General features: G+C 72.1%; 10 protein-coding genes and 1 pseudogene. 5 read left to right on the forward strand and 6 right to left on the reverse strand.

Features of this window, described 5'->3' with window-relative positions:
• Genes ACFQ3T_RS15400 through ACFQ3T_RS15410 form a run of 3 tightly spaced genes read right to left on the reverse strand, consistent with a single transcriptional unit; the run spans position 1 to position 3,769 of the window.
• On the reverse strand, positions 1-981 hold the full coding sequence (locus ACFQ3T_RS15400) for an ABC transporter permease (RefSeq protein ID WP_380723938.1): 981 nt from the start codon (positions 979-981) through the stop codon (positions 1-3).
• The gene (locus ACFQ3T_RS15405; protein ID WP_380723939.1) at positions 978-2,111 is read right to left on the reverse strand and encodes an ABC transporter ATP-binding protein; all 1,134 of its coding nucleotides are present in this window, start codon (positions 2,109-2,111) and stop codon (positions 978-980) included. The genes ACFQ3T_RS15400 and ACFQ3T_RS15405 overlap by 4 nt, the downstream gene beginning before the upstream one ends.
• The gene (locus ACFQ3T_RS15410; RefSeq protein ID WP_380723940.1) at positions 2,108-3,769 is read right to left on the reverse strand and encodes an ABC transporter substrate-binding protein; all 1,662 of its coding nucleotides are present in this window, start codon (positions 3,767-3,769) and stop codon (positions 2,108-2,110) included. The genes ACFQ3T_RS15405 and ACFQ3T_RS15410 overlap by 4 nt, the downstream gene beginning before the upstream one ends.
• 186 nt (positions 3,770-3,955) lie before the next feature.
• Between ACFQ3T_RS15410 and ACFQ3T_RS15415 the strand changes: the two genes are divergently transcribed.
• The 4 genes from ACFQ3T_RS15415 to ACFQ3T_RS15430 all read left to right on the forward strand — a co-directional run bounded on the left by ACFQ3T_RS15415 (position 3,956) and on the right by ACFQ3T_RS15430 (position 11,122).
• Positions 3,956-5,200, forward strand: a complete 1,245-nt coding sequence (locus ACFQ3T_RS15415; RefSeq protein WP_380723941.1) for an ROK family transcriptional regulator — start codon at positions 3,956-3,958, stop codon at positions 5,198-5,200.
• A 164-nt stretch (positions 5,201-5,364) separates the two neighbouring features.
• Positions 5,365-7,746: a glycoside hydrolase family 3 C-terminal domain-containing protein gene (locus ACFQ3T_RS15420; RefSeq protein WP_380723942.1), complete on the forward strand. Its 2,382-nt coding sequence runs from the start codon at positions 5,365-5,367 to the stop codon at positions 7,744-7,746.
• Between the two features lie 4 nt (positions 7,747-7,750).
• A complete protein-coding gene (locus ACFQ3T_RS15425) occupies positions 7,751-8,794 on the forward strand; it encodes a LacI family DNA-binding transcriptional regulator (protein ID WP_380723943.1) in 1,044 nt (347 codons plus the stop codon).
• A 123-nt stretch (positions 8,795-8,917) separates the two neighbouring features.
• Positions 8,918-11,122 carry a discoidin domain-containing protein gene (locus ACFQ3T_RS15430; RefSeq protein WP_380723944.1) on the forward strand — a complete coding sequence of 735 codons (2,205 nt, stop codon included), beginning with the start codon at positions 8,918-8,920 and terminating at the stop codon, positions 11,120-11,122.
• Positions 11,123-11,322: 200 nt separating this feature from the next.
• On the opposite strand, the gene ACFQ3T_RS15435 is transcribed toward ACFQ3T_RS15430, so the two are convergent.
• The gene (locus ACFQ3T_RS15435; RefSeq protein ID WP_380723945.1) at positions 11,323-12,216 is read right to left on the reverse strand and encodes a LysR family transcriptional regulator; all 894 of its coding nucleotides are present in this window, start codon (positions 12,214-12,216) and stop codon (positions 11,323-11,325) included.
• Positions 12,217-12,310: 94 nt separating this feature from the next.
• On the opposite strand from ACFQ3T_RS15435, the gene ACFQ3T_RS15440 reads away from it, so the two are divergent.
• A complete protein-coding gene (locus tag ACFQ3T_RS15440; protein WP_380723946.1) occupies positions 12,311-12,739 on the forward strand; it encodes a nuclear transport factor 2 family protein in 429 nt (142 codons plus the stop codon).
• Between the two features lie 10 nt (positions 12,740-12,749).
• Here the strand turns inward: ACFQ3T_RS15440 and ACFQ3T_RS15445 are convergent, their stop codons facing one another.
• Entirely contained in the window at positions 12,750-13,874 is a 1,125-nt protein-coding gene (locus tag ACFQ3T_RS15445; protein WP_380723947.1) for a DUF418 domain-containing protein, read from the reverse strand.
• Between the two features lie 103 nt (positions 13,875-13,977).
• A pseudogene (locus tag ACFQ3T_RS15450) lies at positions 13,978-14,231 on the reverse strand (hypothetical protein); the annotation flags it as partial.

Genomic DNA, 14,231 nt, shown 5'->3' on the forward strand with positions numbered 1-14,231 from the left:
TCAGCCCTCCCGTCGGGTGCGCGGGTCGAGCGCGAGGTAGGCCACGTCGGCGAGGAAGTTCGCCAGCAGCACGGACAGCGTGATGATGAGGAAGATGCCCTGCATGAGCGGGTAGTCCTTGGCGCCGACGGCCTGGAACAGCTGCAGACCGAGCCCCGGGTAGGAGAACACGATCTCCACCAGCAGCGTGCCGCCGACGATGAAGCCCAGCGACAGGGCGAACCCGGAGACGTTGGGCAGCAGCGCGTTGCGGGCCGCGTACGACAACATCACCCGCCGGTCGGACAGGCCCTTGGCGTGCGCGACGGTCACGTAGTCCTCCGAGGCCACCGTGACCATCATGTTGCGCATCGACAGGATCCAGCCCGCCATGGACGAGATCAGGATGGTGAACGCGGGCAGGAGGCCGTGCCGCAGCACGCTGCCGATGAACTGGGGGTCCGGGTTGGGCACCAGGCCGCCGTCGTAGGCGCCGGAGGCCGGGAAGAAGCTGTCCGGGCCGGTCAGCAGGGCGATCGCGATCAGGCCCAGCCAGAAGTACGGGATGGACGACACGAACGTGGTCACCGGGATCAGCGCGTCGGCCCACGAGCCTCGGCGCCAGCCGATGCCCGCGCCCAGCGCCGTGCCGATGACGAAGCCGAGCACGGTCGTGATGCCGACGAGCCCCAACGTCCACGGCAGGCCGTCGCCGAGGACCTGCGACACCGGCGACGGGAAGTGGGTGAACGACAGGCCGAGGTCGCCGCGGAACAGCTGACCGAGGTAGCTGAAGTACTGCTCGACCAGGCTCGCGTCCTTGTCGAGCCCGAACAGCACGTAGAGCGACTGCACGGCCTCGCTGGTCATCTGGCCGCGCGAGCGGGTGATCAGCGACTGCACCGGGTCGCCCGGGATGACGCGGGGGATGAAGAAGTTGATGGTGATCGCGGCCCACGCGGTGAACAGGTAGAACGCGATCCGCTTGAGGAGGTAGCTCACAGCACCTCCTCGGCGCCGGCGGCGGTCCTGTCGGACGTGACCCCCACGACTCGGAGCTTGATCTTGTCGCCTTCGGACAGGTCGTCGCCGTAGAGCCAGCACGCGGCGAAGTGGCCGCCGGCACCGCCGCCGTCGCCGTCGTCACCGATGGCGAACCGCGGCGGCACCTTCTCCGCGCAGACCTTCATCGCGTGCGGGCAGCGCGGGTTGAACCGGCAGCCGTCGGGGGGCTTGATCAGCGACGGCGGCTCGCCCGTGCCGCCGTCCTTCTCCTGCACGGCGGGCCGGTCGGGGTCCGGCGCGGAGTCGATGAGCAGCTGGGTGTACGGGTGGGCGGGTCGCTGGGTGACGGTCTCGCTGTCGCCGCCCTCGACCACGCGCCCGGCGTACATCACGAACGTCTCGTCGGCGAAGTAGCGGGCCGACGCGATGTCGTGCGTGATGTAGAGGATCGCGAGGTGCAAGCGCTCCTTGAGGTCGCGCAGCAGGTTCAGCACGCCGAGCCGGATGGAGACGTCCAGCATGGACACCGGCTCGTCGGCCAGCAGCACCTCCGGGTCGGCGCCCAGGGCGCGGGCGATCGCCACGCGCTGGCGCTGGCCGCCGGACAGCTCGTGCGGGAACTTGTCCACGTACCGCTCGGGTGGGGTGAGCTGCACGCGGGTGAGCAGGTTGGCCAGCGCCTCTTCCAGCTCCTGCGGCGTCCTGCCCGCGTTGCCGTGGATCTTCAACGCGCGGGTCAGGTGGTAGCGCACGGTGTGCACGGGGTTCAGCGAGGCGAACGGGTCCTGGAAGATCATCTGGACGCGCTTGCTGTACGCCCGGAAGCGCTTGCTGCCCTTGGTCCGCACCGGCTCGCCGTGCAGCCGGATGGAGCCGGAGGTCTGGGGGTAGAGCTGCGCCAGCAGCCGGGCCACCGTCGACTTGCCCGAGCCGGACTCGCCGACCAGCGCGGTGACCCGGCCGCGGTGCAGCCCGAGCGTCACGTCCTCGACCGCGCGCACCGAGCGCTGGGTCCGGGACAGCAGCTCTCGCCCGCGCTTGCGGACCGGGAAGTGCTTGGTCAGGCCGTCGGCCTCCAGGACCACCTCAGTGGTCCCGGAGGCCGACGGTGAAGTGCTCGTCGTCATGCGGCCGGCTTCAGGTGCATGACCACGTCGAGCGCGTTCTCCAGCGTGGGCTGGGCGGGCGCGTACGGGTTCTCCTTGTCCGGCCAGCCGACCCAGTTCTTCGTGCTGTACTGACCACCCGCGTTGGCGGCGGAGGTGATGGCCACCGGCATGTCCCGCACGTGGATCTGCTGGATCTTGTGCAGGGCCGCGTTGCGGGCGGCGTCGTCGGCGGCGTTGGCGTACTCGTTGAGCAGCGCGGTCGCCTCGGGGTTCTCGTAACGGCCGTAGTTGCCGTTGATGCCGCCCTCGCCGATCGGCTTGTACAGCGCGCCGTTCATGATGTTCTCGTAGATGTCGTACGGCGTCGGACCGTTGTTGGTCCAGTGCAGCGCGGCCTGGAAGTCACCGGTGTCGAGCGCCTTGCTCCACGCGTCGGCGTTCGGCAGGTCGACCGTGGCCTCGATGCCGATCTTGGACACGTTGTCCTTGATGATCTCCAGGTTCGTCACGTAGTCCGACCAGCCGGACGGCACGGTCATCTTCAGCGTGACCGGCTTGCCCGACGGGTCGAGCAGCTTGTCGCCCTGGAGGGTGAAGCCGGCGGCGGCCAGCTCCTTCTTCGCGCCCTCGACGTCGACCGTGACGACCTCGTCCTTGAACTCGGGCGCGATGTAGGAGTCGCCGGCGGGCGTCGGGATGCCGGTGATGTTGTCGACCTTCGGGTAGAAGTACCCGGCCTCGCCCTGGGTGAAGATGTCGTCGCGGTTGATCACCATGTTGACCGCCCGGCGCAGGGCCGGGTTGTCCCACGGCGCGACCTTGGTGTTGAACCACAGGCCGTGGATGCCGAGCACCGGCGGGAAGTAGAGCTTGTGGTGCGCCGGGTCCTTCGAGGTGTAGACGGCCTCGTAGTTCGGGATGAACACGAAGCTCCACTCGGCCGCGCCGGTCGCCAGCGCGGTGGTCTGCGCGTTGTTGTCGCTGTAGGAGGTGTAGCGGACCTCCTTGACCTTCGGCAGCTCCTGCCAGTACGAGTCGCGGACGGCCAGCGTGACGGTCTGCGACGTGAAGGTCTTCAGCGTGTACGGGCCGCTGCCGACCGGGGTCTTGACCGGGTCCGTGCTCGGGTTGGCGATCGTCGACCAGATGTGCTTGGGCACGATCAGCTGCTCGAAGATCTTCTTCTGGTTGACGAACTGCGAGCGGGGGAAGCCGACCTCGACCTTGTTCCCGGACGTGGTGATCGCGTCGTAGGGCACGGAGTCGACGTTCAGGCCGGGGTTCTTCTTCAGCAGCTCGAAGGTGAACGCCACGTCCTCGGCGGTCAGCGGCTTGCCGTCGGACCACGTCGCGCCGTCGCGGATGGTCAGGCTCAGCTTGCTGTAGTTGTCCGACCACGCCCACTCGGTGGCCAGCCACGGCTTGGGCTTCTCCGTGGGGTTGGTCTCGTTGACCATCGCCAGCGGCTCGAAGATCAGCCGGCGGTAGCCGAGCGAGCTGGCCGCGGACGTGTTCAGGAACGGGTTGTTGTTCTCGGTCTGCGGACCGTTGGGCATGCCGACGTTCAGCACGCCGCCGGTGCCGCCGCTGTTCGCGCCGGGGTTCGTGGCCGAGCAGGCGGCCGAGAACAGCAGTGCTGCCGCGACGGCGAGGACGGACGTTCGCCTGAGTCGCATGGGTTCTCCTTGTCGGGCGGGGGGGAAGTGCGAGCGCTCGTGGTGCGGGCCGCGGGTGCCATCGCGGCTGGGACGCTGCTCGCGTCCTCGTGTCGTTGCAGACTCAACCCCGGTGAGCCAAGTCACGTCAATAACGACCAGGTTACAAACTTAGTCTAATTTTAAGTCGCAAACTAAGGTGGGCCCGTGGCTCCGAAGCGCACCACCGTCCGCGACCTGCGTCGGCAGAACCGATCGACGCTGCTGTCGACGCTGTTCTTCGACGGTCCGCTGAGCAGGCACGAGCTGTCCCGGCTGTCCGGCCTGTCGGCCGCCACCGTGTCCAACGTGACCGGTGAGCTGGTGGACGACGGGCTCGTCGTGGAAGCCGGTTCCGTGGACTCCGACGGCGGCCGGCCGCGCGTGCTGCTGCGCGTCAACCCGGCGTTCGGGCACGTCGTGGGCGTGGACGTCGGCGAGACCGGCATCAAGGTCGAGCTGTTCGACCTGTCCCTGGCGCAACTGGCCGCGTTCGACCACGCGTTGTCGCCGTCCTCGCCCGCCGACGTGGCGGCGCTGATCGCCTCCTCGGTCCGCGACGTCGTCGCCGCGGCCGGGGTGCCGGGGTCAACCGTGCTCGGCGTCGGCATCGGCGTGCCCGGCACGGTGGAGCAGGTCCCGACCGTCGACGGCACCGGGCACGCCGTCGTGCACGCGCCCACCATCGGGTGGGACGGCGTGCCGCTGACCGAGCTGATCACCTCCGCGTCCGGCGACGCGTGGCCGCTGTACGTCGAGAACGGCGCCAAGACGCAGGGTCAGGCCGAGATGTGGTTCGGCGCGGGGCGGGGCGCCCGGCACGTGGTCGTGGCGCTCATCGGGTCGGGTGTCGGCGCGGCCGTCGTGACCGACGGCGGCGTCTACCGGGGTGCGACCAGTTCGGCCGGCGAGTGGGGGCACACCACCATCGTGTACGGCGGGCGACCGTGCCGCTGCGGCGCGCTCGGCTGCCTGGAGGCGTACGTGGGGGCCGAGGGCATCCTCGACCGCTACCGCAAGGCCCGCGGCCGGGACCTGACCGGCGCGGACGAGCAGTCCAGCGTCGACGCGCTGATCGCCGCCGCGCCGCGCTCCAAGACCGCCGCCCGCGTGCTGGAGGAGACCGCGGGGTACCTGGGCGCCGGGATCGCGAACCTGGTGAACCTGTTCAACCCCGAGCGGATCGTGCTGGGCGGCTGGGCCGGGCTCGCGCTGGGCGCGCACCAGCTGGACCGGATCGTCGCGGCCACCCGCGCGCACGCGCTGCGCCACCCGTACGAGCAGATCTCGATCGAGCTGGGACGCCTCGGCCCGGACGCCGTCGCGGTCGGCGCCGCCACCCTCCCGGTGGCCGCCCTCCTCGACCGCGCCGCCGACCCCCGCAAGCCGGCGATCCGCGCCGACATCGCCTGACCGTTCCCCCGGCGTCACCCGACCGCCGTCACCTCACCGCCCGCCCCACCGCCCGTCACCCCGCCGTTCGCCCCGGCGTCACCCGACCGATCCCGGCGGGTTGACAGCGCGGGCGGTTGGCCTGAGGCTGGCACGGAGAGCGCTCTCCGACCAAAGGGGCACCGGTGGACGACGTTGACCTGGACCTCCTGGTCGGCAAGGTGGACGTGGCGCGCAAGGCCCGGCTGCTGACCGGCGCGACGGCCTGGCGGACGCACGACGAGCCGGACCTCGGCCTGCGGTCGATCGTCGTGTCCGACGGCCCGATCGGGGTGCGCGGCCAGGGGTGGGACGAGCGCAGCACGTCGCTGGCGCTGCCCTCCCCCACCGCCCTGGCCGCCACCTGGGACGTCGAGCTGGTCGCGCGGCTGGGCGGCCTGCTCGCCGCCGAGGCCCGCCGCAAGGGCGTCGACGTGCTGCTGGCCCCGACCCTGAACCTGCACCGCTCGCCGTTCGCGGGACGGCACTTCGAGTGCTACTCGGAGGACCCGGTGCTGACGGCCCGCATCGGCGCGGCCTACATCCGGGGCGTGCAGGGCGGCGGGGTGGCCGCGACGGCCAAGCACTACGTCGCCAACGACTCCGAGACCGAGCGCATGACGCTGGACGCCCGCGTCGCCGACCGCGTCCTGCACGAGCTGTACCTGGTGCCGTTCGAGGCCGCCGTCGAGGCCGGGGTGTGGGTGGTGATGTCCGCCTACAACGCGGTCAACGGGACCACCATGTCCGAGAACCCGCTGCTCGACGAGCCGCTGAAGGGCTCCTGGGGCTTCGACGGGCTGGTCGTGTCCGACTGGGGCGCGGTGCGCTCGACGGTGGCGTCCGGCCGGGCCGCCCAGGACCTCGCCATGCCCGGTCCGGAGAGCCCGTGGAACGCCCTCGCCGACGCCGTCGACAACGGCGAGGTGCCGGAGAGCGCGCTGGACGACAAGGTTCGCCGGCTGCTCCGCCTGGCCGGGCGGGTCGGCGCGCTGAACGGCGCCACGCCGTCGCGGCCCGAGGTCGACGCGCCGCTCGACCTGCTGCGCGAGGCGGTGGCGGCGAGCACCGTGCTGCTCCGCAACGACGGCGCCCTTCCGCTGTCCCCCGGCGCGAAGGTCGCCGTCCTCGGCCCCAACGCGGCCACCGCCCGCATCCAGGGCGGTGGCAGCGCGGGCGTCTACCCCGAGTCCGTGGTGTCGTTCCTCGACGGGCTGGCGGAGGTCGCGGACGTCGTGCACACGGCCGGCGTCCGGCTCGCGGACCGGCCCGCGCCGCTCACCACCGGCAACTCCCGCCACCCGCACGACGACGTGCCCGGCGTGCTGGTCCGGCTCCTCGACGCCGACGGCGCGGAGCTGTCCGCCGAGCACCGGCTCCTCGGCCGCGTGCTGGAGGTGCCGCTGGTCGACGGCGCGCGCACGGTGGAGGTCAGCGGGCGGCTGGCGGTGGACGCGACGGGCGACTGGCGGATCTCCGTCGCCGGGTTCGGCCGCCTCACGCTCGACGTGGCCGGCGCGCGGGTCGTGGACGAGGACGTGCCGCTCGACACCGACGACCCGGCGGTCATCCACCTCACCCCGCCATACCGGCACGCCACCGTGCACCTCGACGCGGGCACGACGGTGGACCTCCTGGCCCGCCGCGAGCTGCGCGCGGACACCGGGACGGCCACCGTGCTGGCCGCCGACCCGCCCCGGCTGAGCGAGGACGACGAGCTCGCGCTGGCGGTGGAGCTGGCCCGCGCGAGCGACGTCGCCGTGGTCGTGGTCGGCACCACGGACGAGATCGAGAGCGAGGGCTTCGACCGCACGTCCCTGGCCCTGCCCGGCCGGCAGGACGAGCTGGTGCGCGCGGTCCGGGCGGTGAACGACCGGACGGTGGTCGTGGTCAACTCCGGCGGGCCGGTCGAGCTGCCGTGGCGGGACGAGGTGGCGGCGGTGCTGCTGACCTGGTTCCCCGGCCAGGAGGCCGGGCACGGGCTGGCCGACGTGCTGTTCGGCTTCCGCGAGCCCGGCGGGCGGCTGCCGACGACGTGGGCCGCCGCCGGGGCCGACCTGCCGGTGTCGGACGTGACGCCGCGGGACGGCGTGCTGCGCTACGACGAGGGCCTGCACGTCGGCTACCGCGCCTGGCGCCGCTCCGGCGCCGAGCCGGCCTACTGGTTCGGGCACGGCCTCGGGTACACGACGTGGGCGTACGAGGAGGCCGTGGCGACGGCCGGCGGCGTCCGGGTGCGGGTGCGCAACACCGGCGGGCGGGTCGGGCGCGAGGTCGTGCAGGTGTACGTGACGCGGCCGGGCAGCGCGGTGGAACGGCCCGAGCGCTGGCTGGGCGGGTGGGCCGCGGTGTCGGCGGCGGCGGGCGAGGCGGTCGAGGTGGACGTCGAGGTGCCCGAGCGGGCGTACCGGCACTGGACGCCGGAGGGGTGGGCGGTCGAGCCGGGCGGGTTCACCCTGCTGGTGGGCCCGTCCGCGGGCGACACGCCGCTCACTCTCGGAGAGCGCTCTCCACACGTGGCAGAATAGGCGCATGAGCAGACCGCCGACGGCCCCGCCGACGTTGGAGGACGTGGCGCGGGTCGCCGGCGTGTCCCGCGCCACCGTCTCGCGGGTCGTCAACGGCACCCGCAACGTCGACCACAAGATCCAGGAGGTCGTGCGGGCCGCGATCGACAAGACCGGGTACGCGCCCAACCGCGCGGCCCGATCGCTGGTGACGAAGCGGGCCGGGACGATCGCGCTGGTGGTGTCCGGCGCGGGCGACCCCGGCGAGGAGGACGCGTTCGCGGCCCGCGTGTTCGCGGACCCGTTCTTCGGCCGGGTGGCCAGCGGGGTGCTCGGGTTCCTGCGCACCCGCAACGTGCACCCGGTGCTGATGGTGGCCGACACGGAACGGGCGCGCGAGGACGTCATGGGGTTCCTGCGGCAGGGCAGCGCGGACGGCGCGCTGCTCGTCTCGACCCACGCCGAGGACCCGCTGCCCGCCCGGCTGGTGGAGGCGGAGCTGCCCGCGGTGCTGTTCGCGCGGCCCGCCCGGCCGGTGCCGATCAGCTACGTCGACCTCGACCACCAGGCGGGGGCGAAGCTCGCCGCCGACCGGCTGGTGGGGGCGGGACGCACCCAGGTCGCCACGGTGACCGGCCCGCTGGACGTGCCCGCGTCGCAGGACCGGCTGACCGGGTTCCGGGACGCGATGGCGCGGCACGGCTTCCCGTACGTCCCGATCGCCGAGGGCGGGTTCACGTCGGCCAGCGGCGAGGCCGCGACCGAGCGGCTGCTGGCCGAGCACCCCGGCATCGACGGCCTGTTCGCGGCGAACGACCTGATGGCGCAGGGCGCGTTGCTGGTGCTGCAGAAGCACGGCAGGCGGGTGCCGGAGGACGTGGCCGTGGTGGGCTTCGACGACAGCAACCCGGCGCTGGTGTGCCGGCCGCGGCTGACCACCGTGCGCCAACCGGTCGAGGACATGGCCGCCGAGATGGCCCGCCTGCTGCTGACCCACGTGGACCAGCCCGGCCTGCCGCCGAAGTCGGTCATCTTCGACCCGGCGCTGGTGGTGCGGGAATCCGGTTGAGGCGTCGTTGACGTCGTCGTGACGTGAGCGTTACGCTCCGAGAGAGCGCTCTCTCAGCGCCTCCGGTGCCACGGAGGCATTGCTCCGGGCCATCTTCCGCCCCTTACCTCGTCAGGTAGGACCATGAGCTCTCCCCGCTCCCGTTCCCGCGTGCTGACCGCGGCGCTGGCCCTCGGGCTCGCCGCCGCGCTCAGCCCCGTGATCACCCAATCCGCCCAGGCCGCCGAGTGCGGCACCGCCAACGCCGCGCTGAACCGGCCGGCCACCGCGTCGTCCGTCGAGAACGGCGGCACGCCCGCCGCCGCGGCGGTCGACGGCAACGCCGGCACCCGCTGGTCCAGCGCGTTCGCCGACCCGCAGTGGCTCCAGGTCGACCTCGGCTCCACGCAGCAGGTCTGCCGCGTGTCGCTGACCTGGGAGACCGCCTACGGGCGCGCGTTCCAGATCCAGTTGTCCGACAACGGTTCCACGTGGCAGAACGTCTACTCCACCACCACCGGCACCGGCGGCGTGCAGAACCTGACCGTGGCGGGCTCCGGCCGTTACCTGCGGGTGTACGGCACGGCGCGCGCCACCGGCTACGGCTACTCGTTGTGGGAGCTGGCGGTCAACACCGAGACGGGAGGCACCACAATCCCGCCGACCGACCCGCGCAACCCGGACTTCGGTCCGAACGTGTTCGTGTACGGGCCCGGATCGTCCCAGTCGGACATGCAGGCCCGGCTCGACGCCATCGCCACCCAGATGAAGACCAACCAGTTCGGCAGCGAGCGGTACGCGGTGCTGTTCAAGCCGGGCTCCTACAACGCCGACGTGAACCTGCGGTTCTACACCCAGGTCGCCGGTCTCGGCCTGCACCCGGACGACGTGAACATCAACGGCCACATCCGCGTCGAGGCGGACTGGTTGCAGCAGGGCGACAACCCGAACAACCTCGGCAACGCGACGCAGAACTTCTGGCGCGGCGCGGAGAACATGTCCGTCACCCTGCCGGCCAACCAGATCGAGCGGTGGGCGGTGTCGCAGGCGGCGGCGTACCGGCGCATGCACCTGCGCGGCCAGATCCACCTGTGGAACGGCGGCGACGGCTGGGCGTCCGGCGGCCTCATCGTGGACAGCAAGATCGACGGCGTGGCCGTGTCCGGTTCGCAGCAGCAGTTCCTGACCCGCAACAGCAACCTCGCCGGCGGCTGGAGCGGCTCGGTGTGGAACATGGTGTTCGTCGGCTCGCCCGGCGCGCCCGCGCAGCACTTCCCGAACCCGTCGCACACCACCGTCGACACCAGCCCGGTCGTGCGCGAGAAGCCGTTCCTGTACTTCGACAACACCGGCGAGTACAAGGTGTTCGTCCCCGCGCTGCGGCAGAACGCCCGCGGCACGAGCTGGGAGAGCGGCGCGCCCGCCGGGCAGTCCATCTCCCTGGCCGACTTCTTCATCGTCAAGCCCGGCACGCCGGTGGCGACGACGAACGCGGCGCTGGCGCAGGGCAAGCACCTCCTGCTCACGCCGGGTGTGCACCGCTTGAACGACACGATCAACGTGACACGGCCGAACACCGTCGTGCTGGGCATGGGTCTCGCGACCCTGTCGCCCGACACCGGCAAGCCCGCGATGGCCGTGTCCGATGTGGACGGTGTGAAGCTGGCCGGGTTCCTCGTGGACGCCGGTGTGCAGAACTCCCCCGTGCTGCTCCAGGTCGGTCCGACCACCTCGTCGGCGTCGCACGCGGCGAACCCGACCTCGCTGCACGACGTGTACCTGCGCGTGGGCGGTTCCCAGGCGGGCAAGGCCACGGTGTCACTGGAGATCAACAGCGACAACGTGATCGTCGACCACACGTGGGTGTGGCGGGCCGACCACGGCACGAGCCCCACCGGCTGGAACGTCAACACCGGCCGCAACGGCGTCGTCGTCAACGGTGACAACGTGACGGCGTACGGGTTGTTCGTCGAGCACTACCAGCAGTACAACACGCTGTGGAACGGCAACGGCGGCCGCACGTACTTCTACCAGAACGAGCTGCCGTACGACCCGCCGAACCAGGCCGCGTGGATGAACGGCTCGCAGCTGGGCTGGGCCGGGTACAAGGTGGCCGACCACGTCACCACGCACGAGGGCTGGGGCATGGGCGTGTACGCCTTCAACCAGGCCGACCCGAGCATCCGGACCGCGAACGGCTTCGAGGTGCCCAACCGGTCGGGCGTGCGGCTGCACGACCTGGTCACGGTGTCGCTCGGCGGTGTCGGCACGATCGACAACGTCGTGAACGGCATCGGTGGCGCGGCGAACATGGCCACCCAGCAGCGGTACGTGGTCAACTACCCGTGATCGCTGGAAAGTGACCGCTGGAGGGTGACCTCCGTCCCGCGTTGACGAACCGCCCCGCCGTGGCCCCCTTAATCACGGCGGGGCGGTTCCGCTGATCGGCGCGGGACAGGCAGAACGGGTGGCACTCGGGGTCGAGGAGGACGGGGACGTGTGCGCGGCGGTGTGGGTGAGGCCAACCTGACGGCCACCCGCCCGCGCGGTCAGCCGGCGAGCCGGAGGGTGGCTTCCACGAACGCGCGCACCACCGGGTTGGCGTTGTCCGGCACCCACGCCACGGCGACGCGCAGCGGCTCGATGTCGGTGATCGGCCGCCACGCCAGGTCGGGGTGCGCGTAGTACGTCGCCATCGACTCGGGCCCGATGCACACCGCCGCCCCGGTCGCCACGTGCTCCAGCATCTCCTCGACGTTGTCGTTCTCCGGCCCCCAGACGGGCTCGCGGCCGTCCGGCCTCGGGCTGACCGCCCACCAGTCCACCCACGCCTTGGGCGCCTTCCTGGTCCACATCAGCGGCTCGTCGCGCAGGTCTCCGATGCCGACCTCGGGACGCGCCGTCAGCGGGTGCTCGCGGGCCAGGGCGACGTACCGCCGCTCGGTCGCCACGATCCGGGACCGCAGGCCGTCGGTGTCGGCGGGCAGCCAGACGAACGCCACGTCGGCCAACCCCTGCCGCAGCGCGTCCGGCTCGCCGCCCCAGTCGAACCTCTTCGGCTCGATCGTCACCTCGGGCCGCTCCTCGGCGAACGCCGCCCGCGCCCGCCGGGCCACCGTCCCGCCGCCGGACGCGACGAACCCGACCCGCAGCACGTTCGCCTCGGCCGCCGCCGCGGACCGCACCACGCGGACCGTCTCCTGCCAGTGGTCGAGCGCTTGACGTGCCAGCGGCAGCATCCGGCCGCCCGCCGCGGTCAGCCGGATGTCCCGTCCCGTCCGGACGAACAGCTCGACGCCGAGGTCCTCCTCCAGCCGCCGGACCTGCCTGCTCAGCACGGGCTGGGACACGTACAGGTCGCGGGCCGCCCTGGTGAAGCTCAACCGGTCCGCCACGGCCACGAAGTACCGCAGCACCCTGGTGTCCACGTCGAGAGGACTCATGCCCAAAGGGTATGGGCACGGGTATTGGACCCGGCGCGGGCGCCGCTGGTTGGGTGGTCGGGCCGGTCGAAGCGTGACGAGAAGAGGACATGCGGTGTCGCAGGACCACCCCAACGTCGAGTTGATCCGCCGGTTCTACCAGGCCTACGGGTCCGGTGACCTGGCGGCGTTGAAGGCGGTCTTCGCCGAGGACATCCGGTGGACGATCCCCGGGCACCACCCCCTGTCGGGCACCAAGGCAGGCGCCGACGAGGTGGTCGCGTTCTTCGGCGAGCTGGCCAAGGCCGGCTTCAAGGCGGAGCCGATCTTCCTGGCCGCGGACGGCGACTGGGTCGTCGACCTGCACCGCGGCTGGAGCACGAACCCGGAGGGCCTGGACATCACCTGGGCGCTGGCGTTCCGCGTCGCCGACGGCCGGATCGCCGAGGCGATCAACTTCGCGGCGGACCAGCACGCGGCCGACGCGTACTTCTGGCGGAAGTACGAGCTGGCCGCCGTGCCGGACCGCCTGAAGCAGGACTAGCGGGCGACGCCTACGCGCCCACCGGGCGCCGTTCCCGTTGCGGCGCCCGGTAAGCGCGGTCCCACAGCGCCTCCACGGGGCCGCGCTCGAACCGCCGCATCCACCAGGACGCGCCGAGCAGGAGCAACGCCGACACCAGGAACCACAGGCCGACGGCGAGCCACGCGCCGAGGTGTTCCCCGCGCCGCGCCAGGTCGAGGCCCCACTGGTAGCACAGCGCGGACGCGATCACGTTCTGGCCGATGTAGCAGCTCAACGCCGACCGGCCGACCGCGGCGACGCCGCCGCGCAGGAACCCCGGCTCCGGCCGCATCCGGTGCACCAGCGCGGTGATCCCGCCGAGCAGCCCGAACGCGACCAGCGGCGCGACCACGTACCGGTCCACGGCGAACCAGTTCGGCCCGGCGAGCGTCGTCAGGACGTTCAGCGGCACGCCGACCCCGAGGCCCCACACCATGAGCCGGCGCTGAACCTTGGCGCCACGCGGCGAGTTCTCCAGCGCCCCGGCCCTCAGCAGCCGGGCGCCCGCCAGGAACAGCACGGCGCTCAGCGGCAGGACGAAGAACCCCTCGGCGCGGAACAGGGCGAACAGCTCGATCCGCGACTCCACCTGCCCCCACCAGCTCGCCGTGCTCACCGTGAGCCCCGGACCGCTGACCTGCGCCTGACCGGCGAGCAACCCGAGCGTGAGCACGCCGACGAGGAACAGGTGCACCGCGCCGAACGCCACCAGCCACGCCCGGATGACGCGAGGACCGCGGCCCACCAGGTAGGCGACCACCACCGACACCACCGCGTAGAACATCAGCACGTCGAACTCGAAGATCAGCACGTAGTGGACCAGGCCCTCGACCATGAGCAGCGCGGAGCGCCACAGGTACCAGCCGGGCCACTTCCGGCCGCGGCGCACCGCGGAGTCGTGCTGGATCGCCAGGCCGATGCCGAACAGGATCGAGAGCAGGCCCAGGAACTTGCCGTTGCTGATCATGCGCAGCAGCGCGTCGCCGCTGTCGCCGAAATCGGCGAGGAACCCCGCCGGCCCTCCCGGGTGCGTGAAAGCCCAGACGTTCGTCCCGAACGTGCCCAGGATCGCCACCCCGCGCAGCACGTCCAACGCCGCGATGCGTCCGCCCATGTCCCCCTCCACGGATCACTTGCGGAACCGACGGTAGGGCGGCGGGCGGCGGCGGCACGTCGGCCGTTGGTCGGGCCGCGCGTCGCACCTTCGGAGGACGGCGCTACCGGCGCCGGTTGGCGGCCTGGCGGGCGAGCGCGCTCGCGCCGAGGATGAGGATGATCGCGGTCAGGCCCCAGCGGCGTTGGTCGCGGACGGTGTTGTCGACGCTCTCCGCCCGCGTCGCCCGGCGTTCCGGCATGTCGAGGTCGGCCGCGGACGGGATCGCCGCCGACGGCGGCAGGGGCGGCGACTGCCCCGGTGGCGGGGGTCGCACCGGCGGTGGCGGCGGTGACGGGACCACCGGCTGTGGTGGCG

Origin of the sequence: Saccharothrix hoggarensis (genome assembly GCF_042678885.1) — a bacterium.
GTDB lineage: Bacteria > Actinomycetota > Actinomycetes > Mycobacteriales > Pseudonocardiaceae > Actinosynnema > Actinosynnema hoggarensis.

Bases quoted from the DNA above. Each gene is read 5' to 3' on its own strand.
- ACFQ3T_RS15425 (WP_380723943.1), top strand. From the start codon at position 7,751: ATGAGCAGACCGCCGACGGCCCCGCCGACGTTGGAGGACGTGGCGCGG.
- ACFQ3T_RS15445 (WP_380723947.1), bottom strand. From the start codon at position 13,874: ATGGGCGGACGCATCGCGGCGTTGGACGTGCTGCGCGGGGTGGCGATC.
- ACFQ3T_RS15405 (WP_380723939.1), bottom strand. From the start codon at position 2,111: ATGACGACGAGCACTTCACCGTCGGCCTCCGGGACCACTGAGGTGGTC.
- ACFQ3T_RS15410 (WP_380723940.1), bottom strand. From the start codon at position 3,769: ATGCGACTCAGGCGAACGTCCGTCCTCGCCGTCGCGGCAGCACTGCTG.
- ACFQ3T_RS15430 (WP_380723944.1), top strand. From the start codon at position 8,918: ATGAGCTCTCCCCGCTCCCGTTCCCGCGTGCTGACCGCGGCGCTGGCC.
- ACFQ3T_RS15435 (WP_380723945.1), bottom strand. From the start codon at position 12,216: ATGAGTCCTCTCGACGTGGACACCAGGGTGCTGCGGTACTTCGTGGCC.